This window comes from Arthrobacter sp. NPDC090010 (genome assembly GCF_044748305.1).
Classification (GTDB): Bacteria; Actinomycetota; Actinomycetes; order Actinomycetales; family Micrococcaceae; genus Arthrobacter_E.
The window spans coordinates 496300-516729 of record NZ_JBIVFT010000002.1 but is presented as its reverse complement, the minus strand read 5'-3'; the positions used below and the strand labels follow the sequence as shown (position 1 = coordinate 516729).

Annotated in this window: 18 protein-coding genes; 12 read left to right on the top strand and 6 right to left on the bottom strand. The window is 66.7% G+C overall.

Annotated elements, in window-relative coordinates; genetic code table 11:
- Positions 1-44: 44 nt before the first annotated feature.
- The 3 genes from ACIPXZ_RS05195 (at position 45) to ACIPXZ_RS05185 (ending at position 1833) form a co-directional block, all read left to right on the top strand.
- The gene (locus tag ACIPXZ_RS05195) at positions 45-401 is read left to right on the top strand and encodes a YidH family protein (RefSeq protein WP_400591054.1); all 357 of its coding nucleotides are present in this window, start codon (positions 45-47) and stop codon (positions 399-401) included.
- A gap of 2 nt (positions 402-403) precedes the next feature.
- Positions 404-730, top strand: coding sequence for a DUF202 domain-containing protein (locus ACIPXZ_RS05190; protein WP_400591053.1), 327 nt, complete (start codon positions 404-406; stop codon positions 728-730).
- Between the two features lie 131 nt (positions 731-861).
- Positions 862-1833 (top strand): MIP/aquaporin family protein, encoded by a 972-nt coding sequence (locus ACIPXZ_RS05185; protein WP_400591052.1) that lies wholly within the window; start codon positions 862-864, stop codon positions 1831-1833.
- 90 nt (positions 1834-1923) lie between these two features.
- Here ACIPXZ_RS05185 and ACIPXZ_RS05180 read toward each other — a convergent pair whose 3' ends face one another.
- Positions 1924-3348: a DUF2130 domain-containing protein gene (locus tag ACIPXZ_RS05180; RefSeq protein ID WP_400591051.1), complete on the bottom strand. Its 1425-nt coding sequence runs from the start codon at positions 3346-3348 to the stop codon at positions 1924-1926.
- Positions 3349-3552: 204 nt separating this feature from the next.
- On the opposite strand from ACIPXZ_RS05180, the gene ACIPXZ_RS05175 reads away from it, so the two are divergent.
- Complete coding sequence (locus ACIPXZ_RS05175) at positions 3553-4857, top strand: MFS transporter (protein ID WP_400591050.1); 1305 nt, start codon at positions 3553-3555, stop codon at positions 4855-4857.
- A 25-nt stretch (positions 4858-4882) separates the two neighbouring features.
- On the opposite strand, the gene ACIPXZ_RS05170 is transcribed toward ACIPXZ_RS05175, so the two are convergent.
- Positions 4883-5707 carry an alpha/beta fold hydrolase gene (locus ACIPXZ_RS05170; protein ID WP_400591049.1) on the bottom strand — a complete coding sequence of 275 codons (825 nt, stop codon included), beginning with the start codon at positions 5705-5707 and terminating at the stop codon, positions 4883-4885.
- A 168-nt stretch (positions 5708-5875) separates the two neighbouring features.
- On the opposite strand from ACIPXZ_RS05170, the gene ACIPXZ_RS05165 reads away from it, so the two are divergent.
- The 5 genes from ACIPXZ_RS05165 to ACIPXZ_RS05145 are packed head-to-tail and all read left to right on the top strand — an operon-like array spanning position 5876 to position 11685.
- Positions 5876-6652 (top strand): NUDIX hydrolase, encoded by a 777-nt coding sequence (locus ACIPXZ_RS05165; protein ID WP_400591048.1) that lies wholly within the window; start codon positions 5876-5878, stop codon positions 6650-6652.
- On the top strand, positions 6649-7950 hold the full coding sequence (gene nadA / locus ACIPXZ_RS05160; protein ID WP_400591047.1) for a quinolinate synthase NadA: 1302 nt from the start codon (positions 6649-6651) through the stop codon (positions 7948-7950). The genes ACIPXZ_RS05165 and nadA overlap by 4 nt, the downstream gene beginning before the upstream one ends.
- Positions 7947-9632 (top strand): L-aspartate oxidase, encoded by a 1686-nt coding sequence (nadB, locus tag ACIPXZ_RS05155; RefSeq protein ID WP_400591046.1) that lies wholly within the window; start codon positions 7947-7949, stop codon positions 9630-9632. The genes nadA and nadB overlap by 4 nt, the downstream gene beginning before the upstream one ends.
- Positions 9629-10540 (top strand): carboxylating nicotinate-nucleotide diphosphorylase, encoded by a 912-nt coding sequence (gene nadC / locus ACIPXZ_RS05150; protein WP_400591045.1) that lies wholly within the window; start codon positions 9629-9631, stop codon positions 10538-10540. Before nadB ends, nadC begins: the two co-directional genes overlap by 4 nt.
- Positions 10537-11685, top strand: a complete 1149-nt coding sequence (locus ACIPXZ_RS05145; RefSeq protein ID WP_400591044.1) for a cysteine desulfurase family protein — start codon at positions 10537-10539, stop codon at positions 11683-11685. The genes nadC and ACIPXZ_RS05145 overlap by 4 nt, the downstream gene beginning before the upstream one ends.
- Before the next feature lie 16 nt (positions 11686-11701).
- Here the strand turns inward: ACIPXZ_RS05145 and ACIPXZ_RS05140 are convergent, their stop codons facing one another.
- Positions 11702-12220 carry a GtrA family protein gene (locus tag ACIPXZ_RS05140; protein WP_400591043.1) on the bottom strand — a complete coding sequence of 173 codons (519 nt, stop codon included), beginning with the start codon at positions 12218-12220 and terminating at the stop codon, positions 11702-11704.
- Between the two features lie 228 nt (positions 12221-12448).
- Between ACIPXZ_RS05140 and ACIPXZ_RS05135 the strand changes: the two genes are divergently transcribed.
- Together ACIPXZ_RS05135 and ACIPXZ_RS05130 are read left to right on the top strand one after the other, a co-directional pair.
- On the top strand, positions 12449-13006 hold the full coding sequence (locus tag ACIPXZ_RS05135; RefSeq protein ID WP_400591042.1) for a papain-like cysteine protease family protein: 558 nt from the start codon (positions 12449-12451) through the stop codon (positions 13004-13006).
- A gap of 2 nt (positions 13007-13008) precedes the next feature.
- Positions 13009-13890, top strand: a complete 882-nt coding sequence (locus ACIPXZ_RS05130) for a hypothetical protein (protein ID WP_400591041.1) — start codon at positions 13009-13011, stop codon at positions 13888-13890.
- Between the two features lie 115 nt (positions 13891-14005).
- On the opposite strand, the gene ACIPXZ_RS05125 is transcribed toward ACIPXZ_RS05130, so the two are convergent.
- Positions 14006-14476 (bottom strand): MarR family winged helix-turn-helix transcriptional regulator, encoded by a 471-nt coding sequence (locus ACIPXZ_RS05125; RefSeq protein ID WP_400591040.1) that lies wholly within the window; start codon positions 14474-14476, stop codon positions 14006-14008.
- A complete protein-coding gene (locus ACIPXZ_RS05120) occupies positions 14473-15600 on the bottom strand; it encodes an LLM class flavin-dependent oxidoreductase (RefSeq protein ID WP_400591039.1) in 1128 nt (375 codons plus the stop codon). Before ACIPXZ_RS05120 ends, ACIPXZ_RS05125 begins: the two co-directional genes overlap by 4 nt.
- Before the next feature lie 179 nt (positions 15601-15779).
- On the opposite strand from ACIPXZ_RS05120, the gene ACIPXZ_RS05115 reads away from it, so the two are divergent.
- Entirely contained in the window at positions 15780-17267 is a 1488-nt protein-coding gene (locus ACIPXZ_RS05115; protein ID WP_400591038.1) for an MFS transporter, read from the top strand.
- 16 nt (positions 17268-17283) lie between these two features.
- On the opposite strand, the gene ACIPXZ_RS05110 is transcribed toward ACIPXZ_RS05115, so the two are convergent.
- Positions 17284-20391: an efflux RND transporter permease subunit gene (locus ACIPXZ_RS05110; RefSeq protein WP_400591037.1), complete on the bottom strand. Its 3108-nt coding sequence runs from the start codon at positions 20389-20391 to the stop codon at positions 17284-17286.
- Positions 20392-20430: the final 39 nt, after the last annotated feature.

Sequence of the window (20430 nt, the reverse complement as noted above, 5' to 3'; positions counted from 1 at the left end):
TGCGTGCAGCCGGACCATCCGGTCAGCACGGCTAGGGTTAAGCCATGCGACAACCCCGGTGGCGCCAGGAAGGCACGGCCCCTGACTACCGCTTCTCCCTGGCCAATGAGCGGACGTTCCTGGCCTGGCTGCGGACCTCGCTGGCCTTGCTGGCCGGCGCGGTGGCCGTCGATCAGCTTGCACCGGGCATCGCGCCGGTGGTCCTGCGAGTGGTGCTCTGCGTACTGCTCGCCCTCATCGGCGCCGCGCTGGCGGCGATGGCCTACCGCAGGTGGGCTCAGGCCGAGGACGCGATGCGTCACGGCAGGGAATTGCCCTTCTCCTGGGTGCTGTTGGTGATGAGCGTGGTCGTGGTCATCGCCGCACTCGTGCTCGCGGTGCTCATCCTCGTACGGCACTGATCATGGCCGTCCGGGACCCGGGGCTTCAGCCACAGCGCACCGCCCTCGCCTGGCGGAGGACGCTGCTGTCGCTGCTGGTGGTGGACTTCTTCATCCTTCGATCCTGGCTCGTGCCGCGTGCGGACGGAAGCGGGACGGTGACGATCCTCAACGGTGTCGCCGTTGTCGCCGCCGCGCTCGCCACGGTCGTGCTGTGCTTCTTCGGGGTCCAGCGAGTCCGTCACCTGCGCGACGGCGAAGGGGCGCCCCGTGCGCTGGCCATCGCCGGAACCTCGGCGGCGGTCGGGCTCCTGGCCTGCAGCGTGGTCGCCGTCGTCCTCATCCGCTGAGGATGATCGGACCGCACAGACTGACTAAACTGGGTTTCAGGCGGTTCCCAGCCGGCCGTGGCAGGGTGTTGGGAGCCCGCGCCGTCTCCGCGGCGCACCCTTTCGAGAAGACTCCGACGAACAGGAACCTCATGACACGCGTCGACGCTGAGCGCGCCGAAACGGCTTCGGCCACGATCTCTGAAGCGGCACTGAGGCCGCGCCATCATCTCGGCCTGCGAGCCGGTGCGGAACTGCTGGGAACGCTCCTGGTGGTGCTTGCGGGCGCCGGCGTCGTCATGTTCACCAACACCAATCTCGCACCGTTCCCGGGCCCCATCGCCACGGGCCTGGCAACGATCGCCGTCATGTACGCCTTCGGCCGGATCAGTGGCGGGCACTTCAACCCCGTCCTGACCCTTGCCTCCGCAGTGGCAGGCCGTACCGGCTGGCGGGACGCCCTCGTGTACCTGGTGGCCCAGCTGGCCGGTGCCTTCGGTGCCGTCCTGGTGCTCGCCGCGGTCCTCCGCAATGTCGCGGGAACCAAGGTGGACCAGGTCTTCCGCGTCGTGGCGGCCGGCTATGCCGATCACTCGCCGTTCCAGGTTCAGCTGCCCGGCGTGCTCCTGGTGGAGATCATCTGCTCCGCGATTCTGGCAGCCGTCTATCTCGCCGCCAGCAAGGACGGCAAGAACCGCAACGTCGCTGCCGCGGCCGTCTCGGTGGGCCTGAGCCTCGCCGTCCTGGCCCAGTTCGCCCAGAGCCTGTCCAACAGCCTGTTCAACCCTGCACGCTCGCTGGCCACCGCCGTGTTCGCCGAACCCTGGGCCCTTCAGCAGCAGTGGGTGTTCTGGGTCGCGCCCCTGGCCGGCGCGTTGCTGACCGGCATGGTGGCCCGTCTGATCAACATCACCGGAGCCGATCTGGCCGCGGCTCGCGCGGAGCGCGGCGCGGAATTCGATGCGGAAGTCACGGGGATCGTCGGTGCTCCGTCGGTCGCTGCTCCTGCCGAGGCTCCCCAGCCCGCAGCAGAGGTCCCCGCGGAACCGAGCCCTGAGGACATCTCGGCCGCACGTGCCGACGCAGAACACGAGGAGACACGGGACTTCTTCGACAAGAAGTGACCCCTCCCGAGGTACGAAGCAAAGGCCGCTGACTCGTCGTCAGCGGCCTTTGCCGTACCCGCATCGTCCGGGCCGGCCGGCGGCGCCGGTTCAGGAATCCTTGGGCAGGCCTTCGTCGCCCGTCCCCGTCTCGGTCAGTTCGGCGAACTTCGCGGCCATGGTGGGGTTGCCGCGGGTGAGCTTCTTGATGGTCACGTCCTGCGCCTTGTCGTTGGCCAGCCTGAGGTTGCGCTCCGAGCCGAGCAGTGATTCCTTGACCTTCTGCAATTGGGCGATCGACTTGTCGATCTGCTCGATGGCTTCATGGAAACGACGTGAGGCGAGTTCGTAGTTCTTGCCGAAGCGGGACTTGAAGTCCTCGAGCTGATCCTCGAAGTTCGTGATGTCGATGTTCTGAGCCCTCACCTGCTCCAGCTCCGTCTTGTACTGAAGGGAGTTCAGCGCCGCGTTCCGCAGAAGGGTGATCATGGGGATGAAGAACTGCGGACGGATCACGTACATCTTGGGGTAACGATGTGAGACGTCGACGATCCCGCCGTTGTAGAGCTCGCTGTCGGATTCCAGGAGCGATACCAGGACCGCGTATTCGCAGCCTTTCTCGCTCCGGTCCTTGTCGAGCTCCTTGAGGAAGTCTTCGTTCTTGTGTTTCGTGGCGGTGCCGTCGTTCTCGTTCTTCATCTCGAACATGATCGACACGATCTCCGTGCCGGAGTCGTCGGAGTCCCGGAAGATGTAGTCGCCCTTGCTGCCGCTGCGGGCGTCATTGTCCTTCTCGAAGTAGGAGCGGGGGAAGGCTGTGGCCCGGATGCGATTGAATTCGGTCTCGCAGTGCTGTTCCAGCGTCTCTCCGACCATCTTCGTGGAGAGGCGGGCCTTCATATCGCGCAGGCGCTCGATGGCGTCGTCACGGTCCCGGAGTTGAGTCTCGTACTTGTCCTTCAACGCCTGGGCCGCGAGTTGCTTCTCGAGTTCGGCACGTTCCAGCCCGTTCTGCAGTTGATCGCGTTCCTTGGCGACCGAACCGACCGCTTCGGCGATCGCGAGCTGACGAGCGGTTTCCCCGGCGGCAAGCCGGGACTTGAGATCCTGGATCTGGGCTTCCTTGTCTGCGGCGGCGGCCTGCATCTCGCCCCGGAGCCTGGCCTCGAGGAGTTCCGTGGCGGCGAGCTTCTCATCGCGGGCCTGCCGGAGACTGTTTTCGAGGCTGTCACGTTCCTTCTCCACCGTGCGCAAAGCCTCGGCCACGGCGAGTCGCTGGGCAGCCTCACCGGCGTCGAGCTTGGCCGTCAGATCCTGGATGCGAGCGTCCTTCGCGGCGGCGTCCTGCTGAAGATCCCGGGACAGACGGGCTTCGGCGAGTTCCACGGCCCGGGCCTTGTCCTGTTCGGCCAGCTCCAGCCGTTCGTGCAATTGCCGCTCGAATTCACTATCACGGACCTGCCGGACGATCTCGGCATAGCCCGCCTCGTCGATCGTGAACGCTTTCCCGCAGTGGGGGCAGACAACCTCGTGCATGTTCCTCTGGCTCCTTCCGCCGTGACCGTTTCCCAGCCTAGTGGCCCGGGCGGCGAAGTGCGCGAGGTCCTTCCGGCCCTGGGGATATGAGGGGGAAGCGGTGCTCCGCGCCCTATACTGGACGGAGTACAAAGGGTCCGGCGCATCGGGTGGTAGGGACGGTGCGCACTGCTTTCAGCATCGTTTCCTCCAGGAGTGCAGCCCATGACGGCGCCCCCGAAGACCTCTGCCGGATCCTCAGCCTCACCTTCCACCGTCTCCGCCTGGGAGCGGATCGCCGGGATGTTCCGGCAGTACGCTCAACTCCCGCGCCTGAGCGGCGGTTGGTACGTGCCCCTCACCCTTCTGGCGCGCCTGCCCCTGGCCATGCTGACCATCGGCACCATGAGCCTGGTCACGGCGGTCACTCATTCCTACGCGGTCGCGGGTCTCGCCGCGGGCGCGGTCGGGATCGGCTCGGCTCTCGGCGCTCCCGTGGTCGGCCTCCTGGCTGACCGCCTGGGCCAGCGGCGGGTGCTGTTCGCCTACGCGGCGGCCAATGTCGTCGCCCTGATCTTGTTGCTCGTCTCCTGCCTCGCCTCCACGGAACCGGCGATACCCGCCATCGTGGCGGCCTCCTTCGCCAGCGGATTCACATCCCCGCAGGTGGGCCCGCTGTCACGTGTCCGCTGGATCGCATTGATCAAGAGGAAGCCGGGCTCGCCGGCGGGCCTGAACGACGTCGCGATGTCCTTCGAAGGGACGAGCGACGAACTGACCTTCGTTCTGGGGCCGGCCCTGGTGGGGGTCCTGGCGGCCTTCCTCGCACCCTGGCTCCCGTTGGTCCTGGCGGCCACCCTGACGCTCGTTCTGGTGCCGCTCTTCGCCGCGCACCCGAGCGCGCAGGCACCGCAGTCATCCGGGGCGAACGCCGGCCCCGCCTCCAGGGAGGAAACGGACGATGATCGCGGAGCGCGCCGTATCCTGGTGGTGCTCTCGGTGCTGGCCATGGTCTGCATGGGCACCTTCTTCGGCGGCACTCAGGCCGCGCTCAGCGCGTTCGCCGGTGAGTTCGCCGATCCGGAACTGGCGGGCCTGCTCTACTCCGCGATGGGCCTGAGCTCAGCCGTGGTCGCGCTGTCCATCGCAGCCTGGCCAGAGCGGTTCACGCACGGAGCCCGCTGGGTCTCCTGTGCCGTGCTCCTGGCCGCGGGCTGTGCGCTGTTCCTGCTGCCGCTCAATCTGGGCACCGTGATCCCGGTCCTGCTCATCCTCGGGACCGCCGTGGGGCCGATGATGGTCACGGTGTTCGCCATCGGCGCGCAGATCGCGCCGGCCGCACGGCTCTCCACCGTCATGACAGCGCTGTCCAGCGGGATCGTCGCCGGTACGGCGCTCGGTTATGCGGTGGCCGGCGTCGCCGCTCAATGGGGCGGCTCGCATCCCGCGTTCCTGGTGCCTGGAGGGGCGGCACTGCTGCTGGTCGTATTCGGTCTGCTGGCCGCGCGCCTGCTGCGCACCATGCGCTGAGCCCTGGCCGTCGCGGCGCCGGGACTCAGCGGGCGAGGAATTCGAGCGCGGCTTCCTTGAAGGCCCTGCTGGTGACGGTGTTGGTGTGGTTGCGTCCCGGGATCAGAAGGGTCTCCGAGCGTCCTCCGGCCTGCTTCACCAACCCGGCCAGCGTCGGGAGGGAGGCTGCGCGAGGATCGTCGGCCCCGGCGACCAGCAGGATGTCCTGGTGGGGGACGGCATCCGTCGGATCGAAGGGCTCCACCTTGGCGGCTTCGATGAGAGTCAGGAACGCGAAGATGTTGTTGCTGGGCACCAGCTGCGCCATCTTCAACAGAGCCGCGGTCGACTGGTCGGCGATCGGCGTGCCGTCCGCGAGGTGCTGCTGAGCGGCGACGACGTCGAACTCGGCGAGCGGGTCATTGTGGCTGGGCCCGCCCAGCACGGCTCTGCGCACCAGTCCGCGCTGCGTTCCGGCGATCTCCCAGCCGATCCGTCCGCCCAGGGAATAGCCGACGACGTCGAGTCCGCTGGCCGTGTCTCCTTCCTGAAGCGGGCGCGCCCCGGCGTCGGTGACGGCCTGGAGCAGATCCGCCCGGATCTTGCCGGGGGAGTAGGAGTCCATGTCGGCGGGTGCGTCGCTGCGGCCATGACCTGGAAGGTCGACGGCGATCGCCCAGCGGCCGGCCTTCAGGAGGTCCCGGGTCCATCCGCTCTGAACCCAGTTGAGATCGATGCTGGAAGAGAACCCGTGGATCAGCAGCACGGGAGGCAGGCCGGCGTCGTACTCGCCGCGGAAGACCTCCACGTTGAGCTGCGGATCGCTTCCCTCCACCGTGTGCGTAGGGCTCTGGCCACTGTGCCGGGGCATGTCCTTCTCCCTCCTGGAAAGCTGTCGCACCGGGTCGTGGTTGGCCGGCCGATCACGTGGCTTTCACTCTACCGGGTGAGGAGCACGTCACATTGTGCTGAGGCCGGGCCTCGCAGTACTCTTAGTTAGGGTCATATTGACTCTAACTAAGAGTGGAGGAGGCAGGACATGAGCGAATGGCACCGTCAGCTCGGCCATCCGCAGGCCAATGCCTCCGGTAACGTCGCCGAGCGCCGCATTGCGCCACCCGCGCTGGCCATCTCCACGGTCATCTTCGCCCTGAAGCCCAGCGAGAACTCCGGCCGGCCCACGCTCTGGCTGCCCCTTGTCCGGCGGATCAGGGAACCTTTCAAAGGGCTCTGGGCGCTGCCCGGCGGTCCGCTGTCCCACGACGAATCGCTCCAGGAAGCGGCCTCCCGCAACCTCCTGGACACCACGGGTCTGGCTCCGCGGTACCTGGAGCAGCTGTACGCCTTCGGAGGTCTGCACCGGTCACCCTCGCAGCGAGTGGTCAGCATCGTCTACTGGGCCCTCGTCCAGTCGGGGGAGGCGGAGCTCCCGGGCGAGGAGGAGAACGTCCGCTGGTTCCGTGCCGACCGGGTGCGGGATCTGGCATTCGATCACCAGGAGATCGTCGAGTACGCCCTGTGGCGGCTCCGCACCAAGATGGAGTACGCCTCGATCGCCTATCACCTGCTCGGCGAGTACTTCACCCTGGCCCAATTGCGCGAGGTCTACGAGGCGGTCCTGGACAAGCCCCTGGATCCGGCCAATTTCCGTCGCCACGTGAAGAACACTCCGGACATCGAACCCAGCGAACGCTATCTGCAGGGCGGCAAGCACAGACCGCCCCGCCTCTACCGCTACACCGGTGCTCCGCCGGCGCGGAACGGCGACCCTGACCTTGCAAGCAACCCCACCCTGAACCCAAGGAACCCCTCATGAGCAGTGTCAACGCCACCATCCAGCTCATCACCCGTGCAGAGGCGGAGTCCTCCAGCGCGGCTCAGGGCACGTGCAGCACCGATCTGGCGGCCGGCCCCTGGGAATATGACGCGGCCGAGGCCGCAGCAGGCACCCCCGCCTACGGTCCGGGAGCCTCGAGCGCCGACGTGGCACCCGCTGCGACCCCTCGGCAGGCTCAGATCCCGGCCGAGTACAAGCAGGCCCCGGAAGCAGAGCTTCATGAGCGGATCCTGGCGGCCAAGCAGACTCTGGGGGACCGTGCCGTCATCCTGGGGCACTTCTACCAGCGCGACGAGGTGGTGCGGCACGCCGACTTCATCGGTGACTCCTTCCAGCTCGCCAACGCTGCGCTGACCCGTCCGGATGCCGAGGCGATCATCTTCTGTGGCGTCCACTTCATGGCGGAGACCGCGGACATCCTCTCCACCGATGCCCAGGCGGTCATCCTGCCGAACCTCGCGGCCGGCTGTTCCATGGCCGATATGGCCGACATCGACTCGGTGCAGGAGTGCTGGGAACAATTGGAGGAGATCTACGGCTCCGAGGCGGACTCCGAGGGCAAGGTCCCGGTCATTCCGGTGACCTACATGAACTCCTCCGCAGCGCTCAAGGCGTTCTGCGGCGAGCACGGCGGTATCGTCTGCACATCCTCGAACGCCGCCACCGTCCTGGAATGGGCTTTCGAACGCGGCCGGCGCGTTCTCTTCTTCCCGGACCAGCACCTCGGCCGCAACACCGCGAAAGCGATGGGCGTTCCGCTGGAACAGATGCCGCTGTGGAACCCGCGCAAGGAACTGGGTGGGAACAGCGAAGAGGCGCTTGAGGACGCCCGTGTCATCCTGTGGCAGGGCTTCTGCTCGGTCCACAAGCGTTTCACGGTGGCCCAGATCGAGAAGGCCCGTGAGGACTATCCGGGCGTCACGGTGATCGTGCACCCCGAGTGCCCCATGGATGTGGTGGACGCGGCCGACTCCGCCGGCTCCACGGACCATATCCGCAAGGCCGTGGCCGCTGCCACCGAGCCGACGACTTTCGCCATCGGCACCGAGATCAACATGGTGAACCGCCTCGCCGCCGAGTACCCCCAGCACACCATCTTCTGCCTCGATCCGGTGATCTGCCCCTGCTCCACCATGTACCGCATCCATCCGGCCTACCTTGCCTGGGTGCTGGAGGAACTGGTCGCGGGGCGCGTGGTGAACCGGATCGAGGTCGAGCCGGACGTTCAGCAGGGCGCCCGTGTGGCGCTTGAACGCATGCTGGCGGCCAGGCCATGACACGCCCCGCCGGCGCCGTCGACGACGGCGTGCAGCTCGCCGTCGTCGGCTCCGGTATCGCGGGACTCTACGCCACGCTGCTCGCCGCGGAGTCGGGCCTGAACGTGGCGCTGCTGACCAGGGGTGAGCTGGAGGACAGCAATAGCGCAGCCGCTCAGGGAGGCATCTGTGCCGTGCTGCCCGAGAGGCAACGCGCTCCCGGGGACTCCGTGGCCGCACACATTCAGGACACTCTCGCGGCAGGGGCCGGCCTTGGTGATCCGGAGGCGGTACGGATCCTGTGCTCTTCGGCGGCGGAGGACATCACGAGCCTGGAACGCTTCGGGGTCCGCTTCGACCGCGATCCTTCCGGCGGCTACGCGCTCGGCTTGGAGGCGGCCCATTCGCATGCCCGTATTCTGCACGTCGGTGGGGATGCGACCGGCGCGGGTCTGGTGAAAGCCCTGATCGCAGCAGTGCTGGACCTCGCTCTGGAAGGACGCGTCGTCCTTCTGGAGAACGCGACAGTCACGGCGCTCATGCGGAATTCAGGCGACGAGGACCGCGTGCAAGGGGTGGTGTTCGAGCGCTCTGGGCGGCGGCAATCGCTCCCGGCGGTCCACGTATTGCTCACCACCGGCGGCGCCGGGCGGCTGTACGCCCGGACCACCAACCCGGCCGGAGCCCTCGGCGAGGGAATCGGGCTCGCCTTGGAGGCCGGCGCGGTGGTGACGGATGCGGAATTCCTCCAGTTCCACCCGACGGCGCTGCGCTTGCCGGGGCAGGAACAGGACGGCTGGCTGATTTCGGAGGCGGTCCGAGGCGAAGGCGCCGTGCTGCTGGATGCGGACGGAACGCGCTTCATGCCGGCCTACCACCCCCTGGCCGAGCTCGCGCCGCGGGACGTGGTCTCGCGCGCCGTCGCCCGGCATCTGAACGAACTCGGAACTCCGGAAGGCGCGGTGTTCCTGGACGCGAGGCCCCTGGCGGAGCGTCACGGCCCCGGTTTCCTGGCCCGGCGGTTCCCGAGCATCAGCGCGGCCCTCGCGCTGGCCGGCATCGACTGGGAGCATGAGACCGTGCCGGTTTCCCCGGCCGCGCACTACTGGATGGGCGGAGTGGCGACGGACCTGTGGGGCCGGAGCTCAGTGCCGGGCCTGTGGGCCGCGGGCGAGGTGGCCTGCACCGGCGTCCACGGCGCGAATCGTCTCGCGTCGAACTCACTTCTGGAGGGGCTGGTGTTCGCACGGCGGGCCGTCGAAGCGATCGCCGAGGAGAGGACGGAGGCCTGCGACGCGCGCGGGGAACTGACCGTCGGTTCCCTTCCCGTCCCCAGTGCTTGGATCGGTGATGCTGCGGACGTCCCTGCCCCGGATCTCGCCGTCCTGCAATCGCTCATGACGGCCGATGCCGGGATGTCCCGCACGGGCGAGGCGCTCAGCCGTCTTGCCGTGATCCTGGACAGCTGGCTGGCCGAGCGCACTCTCGAACCGTCTTTCAGGCACAGTGTGCTCGCGGCGCGGGCCCTGGTCGCAGGGGCCTTGGCACGCTCCGCGAGCGTCGGGGCCCATTTCCGCTCTGACGCGCCACCCGAAGCCGAGCCGGAAGTCCAGCATTACGGCTGGCGCACTCGCGGTGCCGCCGTCGTTCCCCCAGTCCCCGGCCAGCCGGGGCAGAACAGCAGGAAGGTGTCCGTCCCGTGACCCAGACCGCAGAACAGAGCACCGTTTCCTACCTGGCCCCGCCGGAGCCTCGGGCAGTGGACAAGATCATCCTGAATGCGCTGGAGGAGGACTCCTCGCACGGCGATCTGACAGGGGAGGCTTATCTTCCGGTGGAGTCGACGGCGGACGCGGTGCTGCGCGCCAGGGTCCCAGGGGTCCTCAGTGGAGGATCCGTGCTGCTTCGCGTCTTTGCGCTGGTGGATCCGTCCGTCCGGGTGACGTTGCTGGTCTCCGAGGGAGCGTCCTTCGACGCCGGAACCGTGCTGGCGAGAATCCAGGGTCCGGCGCGGGCCGTGCTGCTCGGCGAACGTATCGCACTGAACCTGGTGCAGCGCATGAGTGCCATCGCCACGGCGACCGCCGCGCTCGTCCAGGCTGTCGCCGGAACGGCGGCACGGGTGGCCGATACGCGGAAGACGACGCCGGGGCTTCGCGCCCTGGAGCGCTATGCCGTGCGCTGCGGCGGTGGCCATAACCACCGGTACAGCCTCTCCGACGCCGTCATGGTCAAGGACAATCACCTGGCGGTGCTGACCGGCGGCGATCCGTCGAAGATCACGGAGGCCCTGCTGGACGGCAAGTCGCGGCTGGGCCATACGGTCCACGTGGAGGTCGAGGTGGACCGCCTGGACATGATCGAACCGGTCCTGGCCGCGGGGGTGGACACCATCATGCTGGACAACTTCTCCTTGGAGGACCTGGCGGAGGGGGTTCGTCAGGTGGACGGCCGGGCGATCGTGGAGGCGAGCGGGAACGTACGGCTGGAGACGATCGCGGACATCGCTGCCACCGGCGTCGACGTGATCTCCTCCGGGGCGCTCACCCACAGCGTCGCGGCGCTGGATCTGGGGCTCGACATCGACATCAGCGTCCGCAGCACGCCGTGATCTATCTCGACAATGCCGCCACCACGCCCGTACGGCCCGAGGTCCTCCACGCCATCTGGCCGGTGCTCTCCGGTACTTTCGGGAACGCCTCAAGCCATCATGAGGTGGGGGACGCGGCCCGCAACGTCCTGGAGGATGCCCGGAAACGGACCGCCGCGCTTCTGGGATGCCGGCCGGCCGAGCTGATGTTCACCTCGGGCGGGACCGAGGCGGACAACGCGGCATTGAAAGGCATCGCGCTGGGCCGGCGGCGGCGTGAACCGGTCAGGGACCGGATCCTGATCAGCGCCATCGAGCATCCCGCCGTCGTAGAATCGGCTGACTTCCTGGCCCGGATGCACGGATTCGCCATCGACGTGGTGCCGGTCGACCGGCACGGCACGGTCGACGCGGAGGCGTTCGCAGGGCTGCTGGGGGAACGGACCGCTGTGGCGAGTGTCATGTACGCCAACAACGAGGTCGGCACGGTGCAGGACGTGGCGGCGCTGGCCGCCGTCGCACACGAGGCAGAGGTTCCGTTCCACAGTGATGCCGTGCAGGCCGCCGGCTCCCTGCCGTTGAACGTGAAGGACCTGGGGGTGGATGCCCTGAGTCTGGCCGGTCACAAGCTGGGTGCGCCCAAGGGCAACGGGGTGCTGTATCTGAAGGCGCGCACGCCTTTCGAACCTCTCGTCCACGGCGGCGGGCAACAGCGAGGGCGCCGCTCCGGAACGGAGGACGTCGCCGGGGCGCTCGCCTTCGCGACGGCGCTGGAACTCGCGGATGCGGAACGCCGCGAACAGGCGGGACTTCTGGCGCAACGGCGGGATCGGTTCGTGGCCGCCGTGCTCACAGCCGTGCCGGGCGCCGAACTGACGGGGCATCCCTCCAGCCGACTGCCTTCTTCGGCGTCGTTCTGCTTCCCCCGGGTTGCGGGGGAGACCACCTTGCTGGAGCTTGAGCGGCGCGGAATCGTCTGCTCCAGCGGTTCGGCATGCGCCGCCGGCTCCACCGAACCTTCCGCCGTGCTCAGTGCCATGGGCTATCCGGCTGATGTGGCGTTGACGGCGGTGCGTTTCAGTCTTGGCGCGGGCACGACGGAACTGGAGCTGGAGACGACGGCGCGTGCCGTCGGGGAGGTCATGCGGACGTTCATGCCGTCCTAGCCGGCAGTCGGGCCGCTCAGGCGTCCTTGGCCCGGCGGAAAATCCACTGACGGAACAGTGCGAAGCGGACCACTGTGGCCAGGAACCCGGCCAGTGTGGTGGTCCATAGTTCCTCGGTGACGCTGGCATGCGGCAGGAACCAGTGCAGGATCACCAGGCTGGATGCCGTGATCACCCACGCGATACCCATGACGATCAGCCCTCGGGCCTGGTCTCGCGCAGCCCCACGCCTGTCCTTGATGCGGAAGGTCGCGGCGCGGTTCAGGGCAGTGTTGAGGACCGAGGTCGAGATCAGCGCGAGGGCATTGGCCCATTGCGGGCCGAGGGAGGGCCGGAGGAAGGCGAAGAGCCCCATCGAGGCAAGAGTGCACACGACGCCGACGGCGGTGAAACGCAGCACTTGCCCGGTCAGACGCGCACGAGCGGACGACGCCGTGGTGGCCTCTGCTCCGTCTGCGGCGGGCCTCTGGTCGAACCCCGGGCGGTGCTCGCCGCTCGCGGCCTGCCGGCCCGGGAGGTCCGTCGTGCTGTTCATGGCTTCAGTCTTTCACGCGTGCCTGTGGGTTCTGAGGAATCCGCTGTGAGATCGCTGAGACGTGAAGCCTTCAAAAAATGTTGGACATTTACGTAATTTTCTCTTGTCTTGACAGCTTTTGTCAGCGACCCTTAACCCGTCATGTTCCCTGAGTTCAGCGCCTGATCGGCGCCGGAAGGAGTTTGCGTGAAATCGTTATTCCGCGGGATTCGAAAAAGCCTGACCATCATGGCGGCCATGCTGACCGCCTGTCTCACCCTGTCCATGGGTCTGCTTGCCGCGCCTGCGGCGCAGGCCGCCCCAGCCTCGTGGTATCTCAACTACACGGGACAGGCGCAAGAGAAGAGCAATTGGTGCTGGGCCGCCACCGGCAACAGCGTCGCCAACTACTTCGGCTACAAGCAGTACTCGCAGAACCAGTTCTGCAACATGGCGTTCGGCAACGCGGTCAACGCGAGCTGCGCGAACAATCAGGCCACTCTTGCCAATGATCAGCAGGCGTTCAGAACGATCGGTCTGTCGGCCGGCAGCTACATCAGCAACACGATCTCCTACAGCACGCTGCAGAACCAGATCTCGGCCAACCGTCCGGTCATGACCCGCATCCTGTGGTCTTCCGGAGGAGGTCACATGATGACGCTGATCGGCTATGACGCATCCAACAGCACCGTTCAGTACCACGATCCGTGGGCAAGTAACCCAAGGATCAACACCTCCACGTACTCCTGGTACGTGTCCAACAACACCTTCAGCTGGACGCACACGCTCTACGGAATCGGGGCCTGATCATGAGGAAGAACAACTTCAGCCACCGTTCAGGGCTTCGCATTCTGGGTGTCTCCGCACTTGTCGCGGGCACCTTCCTGGGCGCTTCGGCGGCGCAGGCGTCACCTCTCGGTCAGGGGGACCAGGCCAAGGCCCGTGCTGCAGCCACCTCCCAGGATGCCGCAACACTGATTCAGCAGGCCGTGAAGGCGCAGGCCTCGCAGCCGGCCGTAGGACTGGCCAAGCAGGGAGTGTCCGCAGCGGCTGATGCCCTGGCGAAGGGGCCGTCGGCTCTGAAGATCGAGCCGACCGCGATCCCCGTGTACGCGCTCAGCCCAGGTTTCGTGCAAGGAAGCTCGAAGGAGCCGGGAACGCTGTACTACGTGGCGTTCTCCACAAACCAGGGTGCCAGCAAGCAGACGCTTTTCACGGCACCGGATGCCTCCGGCTCCTGGAAGGCAGTCAATGTGGCCAGCGGCGACACTGAGCGACAGATGGCCACTTTGGCCAAGGGCGGCGAGCTTTTGCTCGAACCTCAGATCGGTGCCTGGTACTCGGTGTCGGGCCAGCAGGTCCGGGCGCTCAATGATTCCGCCGTCGAATCCATCGGCAAGGCCCCGATCAGCATCGCCGGCTATCAGCACAAGGTGGCTACGGCCTACGGAGACAAGCAGCCGGGAAGCAGCTACGACAAGAGCGGCTCCGCCGGAGGCTTCGATGCCAAGGGCCGTGTCGACGTGCAACAGTCCGAGGTCCAGCCCGCGGCTCAGGCGGCCGAGACGTCCGCTGCGCCAGAGGCGTCCAGCGTGATGCAGCGGGTCCTCATGGCGGCCGCTGGAGCGGGCGCCCTCGGGGTGCTGGCTCTCGTCTGGCTGGTCGCCCGTCGCAGGTCCTCCCACTCCTGAGTGGTGAGGGATTTCCGCCGCTTCTCTGAGTGACTGAGAACCGGCGCGGTAGGCAGTAGAGGCTCCGGTGCCATGGGCATGAGCACCGGAGCCTCTGCTGTGCGTCGAGGATTTTTCAGGACGGGGGGAGCCCGGCCCTCAGCTTCTCCGTCAGGCGCATTAGCTCGGTCATCTCGTCCTCGCTGAGCACGGGCCCGACCAGCGCCGCGATGTCTCGGACGTGAGCCCGTCCGATCTCCTTCTGTACCGAGCGTCCTTCGTCGGTGAGTCTGATCAGAATGCCCCGCCCGTCCTCGGGGGCCGCTTGCCGTTCGATGAGACCGCGATTCTCCAGGCGCTCCACCAAGCGGCTGAGACTGGACTGACTGAGCAGGACCCGGTCATTGATCTCATGCAGTCGCAGCCATCCGCTGGGGCACCGGCTGAGCGTGAAGAGGACGTCGTACTCCTTGACGCTCAGCTTGTGGCTCACGCCGACCTGGCGAAATGCCGGGGCCTGATTGAGGCGCCGCATGACCGCCACCTGTGTGCGGAACAGTGACTCCCAGCACGCCGCGGCCAGTCTGACGGACGGGTTCTTGCTCATCGAACGCCGTCCTCAAGGGCGGTTGCGCTCTGCTCCGACGCCGTGCTTTCTTTCGCGAGCTTCGCAGCGAGCAGGGACTCGTGAGTCGGCGCCTCGGGTACCGTGGCCGGCCGTCCCTCGGCGAAGCCCTTGCGGAGCTCCGGAAGGATCTCGCCCAGCAGGTCGAGCTGTTCCAGAACCGTCTTCAGCGGCAGGCCGGCGTGATCGAGCAGGAACAACTGGCGCTGGTAGTCGCCGAAGGTCTCGCGGAACGAGAGGGTCTTCTCGATGACCTCCTGCGGGCTGCCGACCGTGAGCGGAGTCTGCGAGGTGAAGTCCTCCAAGGACGGGCCGTGTCCGTAGACGGGGGCGTTGTCGAAGTAGGGGCGGAACTCACGGACCGCATCCTGGGAGTTGCGGCGCATGAAGAACTGACCGCCGAGGCCCACGATGGCCTGCTCCGCGGTGCCATGGCCATAGTGCTCATAGCGTTCGCGATACAGGCCGATGAGCTTCTGGTAGTGCTCCTTGGGCCAGAAGATGTTGTTGGCGAAGAAACCGTCACCGTAGTAGGCGGCCAGCTCGGCGATCTGCGGCGTCCGGATGGATCCGTGCCAGACGAAGGGTGCGACGTCGTCGAGCGGGCGAGGCGTGGAGGTGAAATTCTGCAGCGGCGTGCGGAAGCGGCCCTGCCAGTTCACCACGTCCTCGTCCCAGAGCTTGCGGAGCAGGCTGTAGTTCTCGATCGCCAGGTTGACGCCGTCCTGGATGTTCTTGCCGAACCAGGGGTAGACCGGGGCGGTGTTGCCGCGTCCCATCATGACGTCCACCCGGCCGTCCGCCAGATGCTGGAGCATCGCGAAGTCCTCGGCGATCTTCACCGGGTCATTGGTCGTGATCAGCGTGGTGGACGTCGAAAGGGTGATGCGCTTGGTCTGGGCCGCAATGTAGGCCAGGGTGGTGGTGGGGGAGCTGGAGAAGAAGGGGCGGTTGTGGTGCTCGCCGATGGCGAAGACGTCCAGGCCCACTTCATCGGCCTTCTTGGCGATCTCCACGATCGCTTTGATCCGTTCGTGCTCGGTGGGCGTGGTTCCCGTGGTGGGATCCGTGGTGATGTCACTCACGGAGAAGATTCCGAATTGCATCTGTGCCTCCTGGCTGATCGAGCGGGCCGGTTTCAACTGTAGCAAGTATATGCATTTGCATCTACTTGTACTCCGGTGAGCGTTCGTCGCGTGCAGGCTATTCCCCGTTCCCCGTGTGGCGTCGAACACATGGTGCGAAACCCTGGTGCGGAGGCGGCGCGGCTGCGACAATTCCGGACATGCGCCGCATCGTTGCCGTGTTGGTCCTGGTGGAACTCAGCAGTGGGATCATTCAAGGCTATTACACGCCCCTGTTCACCGATATCGCACGGCACCTGGGTATCCGGGACGCCGATGTGAACTGGCTTGAGGCCACGCAGCTGATGGTCAGCGCCGTCGCTGTCCCGCTCCTGGCGAAGCTGGGGGACCTGTGGGGGCACCGCAGAATCCTGCTGTTCTCCGCGGTGGCGACGGCGATCGCCGCCTGGGGTCTGGTCCTGGCGCCATCCTTCCCGGTCTTCCTGATCGCCTGGGCTCTCATGGGCTTTTACACCGCCTGGCTCCCTTTGGAGATCGCCATCATCCACGGCGCCTCGAAGCGAGCCGCCCTGAGCAGTTCAGTCGCCCTGAGCAGTTCAGTCGCCCAGCGCAGCCCAGCCGCCCAGCGCAGTTCAGCCGCGGACGGCGGTGCTCCCTCGGACAGCGCAGCGTCCACTCGGAAGGCCGCCGGCATCCTCGTGGGGGCGTTGGAGTTCGGAGTGATTGCCGGCGCACTGGCCGGCGGGGCCCTCGGTGAGCTCTGGGCGGCACACCTGGCGTGGGTTCTCGCGGTTCCGGCCGTCGCGGTGAGCCTCTGCTGCGTCGCCGTCGCGCTCGGCGTCCCGGCCGACCAGCCGGACGCCTCCGTGAGCAGAATTCTGGATGCCCCGGGATTCCTCTGGCTCGCTGCGGCTCTTCTCGCCGTGATGGGTGGACTCAGCCTCATGCGGTTGAACGGGCCGGGGGACTGGAGCGGCTGGGTGGCACTGCTCTTCGGACTGCTCCTGGTGTTCCCCCTGATCCGCCGTGAACTCAGGGCGAAGGAGCCTCTGCTGGACGTGCGGATGATGCGTGACCGCAGCCTCTGGCCGGTTTTTCTCACCTCCGGCCTGTTCGGAGTGTCCGTCCTGGGGGCGCAGGCGCCCCTCTCGACATTCGCTCGCACCGATCCCTCGGCTCATGGCTATGGACTGGGCCTGAGCTCCGGCCAGGTATCCATGATCATCGGGGTCTACGTCCTGGCATTGTTGGCCGGTGCCCTGCTCTTCCCGGTCGCCTGCCATTGGGCGTCGCCGCGAAGGGTGCTCCAGTTCGCAAGTCTCCTGGTCGGTATCGGCTATCTCATGTTCTTGCCATGGCACGCGAGCCTGGCGGAGGTCCTGCTCAACATGGGTGTCGCCGGTTTGGGATCCGGGGCGCTTGTCGCCGCGCTACCGGCCGCGGCCGCGAGCGCGGCGCCCGACGGCCGGACCGGCATGGCCACTGGGCTGACCAACGCCACGAAGACCCTGGGCGGTGCGGTCGCCTCCGCGGTCTTCGGCATTGCTCTGATCCACGGAGCTGCCGAGGTGAGTTCCACCGCGGCCCCGCTCACCGGCTACCTCGTGGTGTGGGGGCTCAGCGGCGGAGCCGCCCTGGTGTCAGCTCTGCTGCTGAGCCGTGTGCCCCGGGACGCCTTCACCCGATGACGTCCCGGAACGGTTCCTAGGCTTCTTCGGCTGCGGCGTGCCGGTGCTGAAGCTTACGATCCTGACGGCGTTCCCGCGAGCCCTCCACGAGCCGGTAGAGGACCGGGACGAGGACGAGCGTCAGCAGCGTGGAGGAGACCAGGCCTCCGATGACCACGATCGCGAGCGGCTGGGAGATGAATCCTCCGCCGCCCGTCAGACCGAGAGCCATGGGCGTGAGCGCGAAGACCGTGGCCGCCGCCGTCATGAGAATGGGCCGCAGACGACGCCGGGCGCCGTGTTCGATGGCGTCCGCCACTCGCAGAGGCTCACGCCCGGGTGCCGGTTTACGGTACTGGTTGATGAGATCGATCAGGACGATCGCATTGGTCACCACGATGCCGACCAGCATGAGCATGCCGATCAGGGAAGGCAGCCCGAGCGGAACCCTCGAGAGCAGGAGCAGCGCGATGGCGCCTGTCGCTGCGAAGGGCACCGAGACCAGCAGAATCAGCGGCTGAACCAGGGACTTGAAGGTGGCCACCATGATCACGTACACGATGGCGACCGCGGCGAGCAGCGCCAGACCCAATTGACGGAAGGAGTCCGCCTGCTGGGTCGTGGCGCCGCCGATGGCCGCCGTCGTACCGGCCGGGAGAGTGAGGCTGTCCAGACGCTTGGTGACCTCCGTGCTGACGGCACCCAGCTTGTCGCCGTCGGGAGTGACCGAGACGACGGCGGTCCGCTGGCCGTTGCTGCTGGTGATGCTGCTGGGCACCTGCGTCTGCTTGACGGTGGCGACCGACGACAGTGGCAGGGGAGTGCCGGGGATCTTGCTGTCCTTCAGCTCCTGAATGCTGCCGAACGGGGTTGCCTCACCGATCCGGACGGAGTAATCCGTGACGCCCAGGCGCAGGGTGACGTCCAGGGGCGGATTGCTCGCGCTGACGAGGAGCCCGCCGATCTGCTGTTCGGAGAGTCCGAGTGCTGCGGCCTTGGCCCGGTCGACCTCGACCTGCACCACGGGTGAGGAGGATGCGAGGTTGGTCGTGACCCCGGTGCTCCCGGGAATTCCTGCGAAACTCTTCAGCAGCTGATCCGAGGCCTGGCTGAGCGCCTGGGGGTCACCCGAGGTGATGGTCACGTCCACGGTGCTGGAGGAGCCGAAACCGCCCTGCTGGGAACCGACGGTGATCTTACCGGCGTTGTTGAGCCCGTCAAGTGCCTGCCGTACGGAATCCTGAAGCTTGACCTGATCCTTCTTCTCGTCGGTGATGACCGTGAAGTTTGCGTCGGAGGAGCCGCTGGACTGCATGGCGCCGTACCCCGAGCTCGCATTGCCCAGGATCACCTGGACGTCCTGCACGCCGTCGACCCCCTTGAGGGCCGTCTCCACCTTCGATGCCGCCTTGTCGGCATCGGCGAGCGTCGTTCCGGCGGGCAGGGACTGGCGAACGCTGAGACTGTTCTGGCCCGAATCACCCAGAAGGTTGGTGGGCAGCAGTGGTGTCATGGCGAAGGTCCCGACCAGGACCAGCACGGCGGCTGTGAGGGTGATGACCGGATGACGCTGCGTGGCGTGCAGCACGGGCAGATAGCCACGCGACAGCCAGGAACGTTCCTCGCGGGCATGTGCCTCGCGCTCGATCTCCTCCTGTTCCTTTCCACGAGTGTCACCGGAGGAGAGGAACCAGTAGGCCAGCACCGGAACGATCGTCAGGGAGACGAAAAGCGAGGCGATCAGGGCGATGGTGACGGTCAAGGCGAAGGGACGGAAGAGTTCGCCCGCGATATCACCGACGAAGGCGATCGGCAGGAACACCGCCACCGTGGTCAAGGTCGATGCGGTGACGGCGCCGGCCACCTCGCGGATGGCATTGAGGATCGCGGTCTTCTTGTCCTCGCCGTAGCTGAGGTGGCGCTTGATGTTCTCGATCACGACGATCGAGTCATCCACCACGCGGCCGATCGCGATCGTGAGGGCACCGAGCGTGAGGATGTTCAAGGAGTACTTCGCTGCGCCGAGGGCGATGAAGGTGATCAGGAGCGAGAGCGGGATCGAGATCGCCGTGACCAGGGTGGAGCGGACCGAGAGGAGGAACAGGAGGATGACGACCACCGCGAAGCCCAGACCCAGCAGTCCTTCGGTGGTGAGGTCCTTGATCGATTTCTCGATGAAAGGGGCCTGATCGAACACGGTCGTGAACTTGGCTCCGTGACCCAGTTCCGCCTGCAGCGCGGGCAGGGCGTCCTGCACGGCGTGCGAGAGCGCGACGGTGTCGGCCTCCGGCTTCTTGGTGATCGAGAGAGCGAGGGTCTGGACGCCGTTGGTCCGGGTGATCGAGGTGGCGGGATCGTCCTTGAGCGTCACCTGAGCGACATCGCCGATGGTGACAGCAGGCTTGGCGCCGCTCAAAGGCAGCGACTTCACGGCATCGAGGGAACCGACCGGAGTGCCGACCTGGAGTGAGAGTTCCTTGCCCTGATCGGCGATGGTCCCCGCCGGGAGCACTGTTCCGTTGTCCTTCAGTGCCTGCCGGATGGCCTGGGCGGTGATCCCATGCTGCTCCAGTGCGCCGGGAGTGGGCACGATGGACACGTACTGACCGCTGGCGCCGCTGACGTCGGCGCCTCGGACGCCGTCGAGCTTGAGAAGACGGGGGACGCTCAGACGGTTGAGCTGCTCGCTGAGCACACTCAGCGGCTGATCAGAGGACACTGCAAGGTACACCACGGGGAAGTCGTTGATGTTGCCGGCGAAGGACTGCGGGTCCACGGACGACGGCAGGGTGCGCCGCGCCGTGGAGATCGCCCGGTCCACTTGGTTGCGGGCGCGGTCCAGGTCGGTGCCGTAGGCGAAGCTGAGGCTGACCGTGGAGACGCCGCTGCGCGAGGTGGACGTGATCGATTCAACTGATTCGACACCCCCGAGAGCCTGTTCCAGGGGTTCGCCCACCTGCTTGTCCACCACTTCGGCGGATGCGCCGGGCATGGTGCTCAGCACGGAGATCCGCGGGAACTCGATCGAGGGGATGAGTTCTTGTTTCAGCGATCCCATGGTGATCACGCCGAAGACGGCGGCGAAGATGGTCACCAGCGCGATCAGCGCTCTATTGGCGAGCGAGAGCTCTGAGAGTCGGAACACGGGCACTCCTTGCGCGAATGACGAAAAAGGGGTGGGAGC

Bases quoted from the DNA above. Each gene is read 5' to 3' on its own strand.
- ACIPXZ_RS05195 (WP_400591054.1), top strand. From the start codon at position 45: ATGCGACAACCCCGGTGGCGCCAGGAAGGCACGGCCCCTGACTACCGC.
- ACIPXZ_RS05190 (WP_400591053.1), top strand. From the start codon at position 404: ATGGCCGTCCGGGACCCGGGGCTTCAGCCACAGCGCACCGCCCTCGCC.
- ACIPXZ_RS05185 (WP_400591052.1), top strand. From the start codon at position 862: ATGACACGCGTCGACGCTGAGCGCGCCGAAACGGCTTCGGCCACGATC.
- ACIPXZ_RS05180 (WP_400591051.1), bottom strand. From the start codon at position 3,348: ATGCACGAGGTTGTCTGCCCCCACTGCGGGAAAGCGTTCACGATCGAC.
- ACIPXZ_RS05175 (WP_400591050.1), top strand. From the start codon at position 3,553: ATGACGGCGCCCCCGAAGACCTCTGCCGGATCCTCAGCCTCACCTTCC.
- ACIPXZ_RS05170 (WP_400591049.1), bottom strand. From the start codon at position 5,707: ATGCCCCGGCACAGTGGCCAGAGCCCTACGCACACGGTGGAGGGAAGC.
- ACIPXZ_RS05165 (WP_400591048.1), top strand. From the start codon at position 5,876: ATGAGCGAATGGCACCGTCAGCTCGGCCATCCGCAGGCCAATGCCTCC.
- nadA (WP_400591047.1), top strand. From the start codon at position 6,649: ATGAGCAGTGTCAACGCCACCATCCAGCTCATCACCCGTGCAGAGGCG.
- nadB (WP_400591046.1), top strand. From the start codon at position 7,947: ATGACACGCCCCGCCGGCGCCGTCGACGACGGCGTGCAGCTCGCCGTC.
- ACIPXZ_RS05140 (WP_400591043.1), bottom strand. From the start codon at position 12,220: ATGAACAGCACGACGGACCTCCCGGGCCGGCAGGCCGCGAGCGGCGAG.
- ACIPXZ_RS05135 (WP_400591042.1), top strand. From the start codon at position 12,449: ATGGCGGCCATGCTGACCGCCTGTCTCACCCTGTCCATGGGTCTGCTT.
- ACIPXZ_RS05130 (WP_400591041.1), top strand. From the start codon at position 13,009: ATGAGGAAGAACAACTTCAGCCACCGTTCAGGGCTTCGCATTCTGGGT.
- ACIPXZ_RS05125 (WP_400591040.1), bottom strand. From the start codon at position 14,476: ATGAGCAAGAACCCGTCCGTCAGACTGGCCGCGGCGTGCTGGGAGTCA.
- ACIPXZ_RS05120 (WP_400591039.1), bottom strand. From the start codon at position 15,600: ATGCAATTCGGAATCTTCTCCGTGAGTGACATCACCACGGATCCCACC.
- ACIPXZ_RS05115 (WP_400591038.1), top strand. From the start codon at position 15,780: ATGCGCCGCATCGTTGCCGTGTTGGTCCTGGTGGAACTCAGCAGTGGG.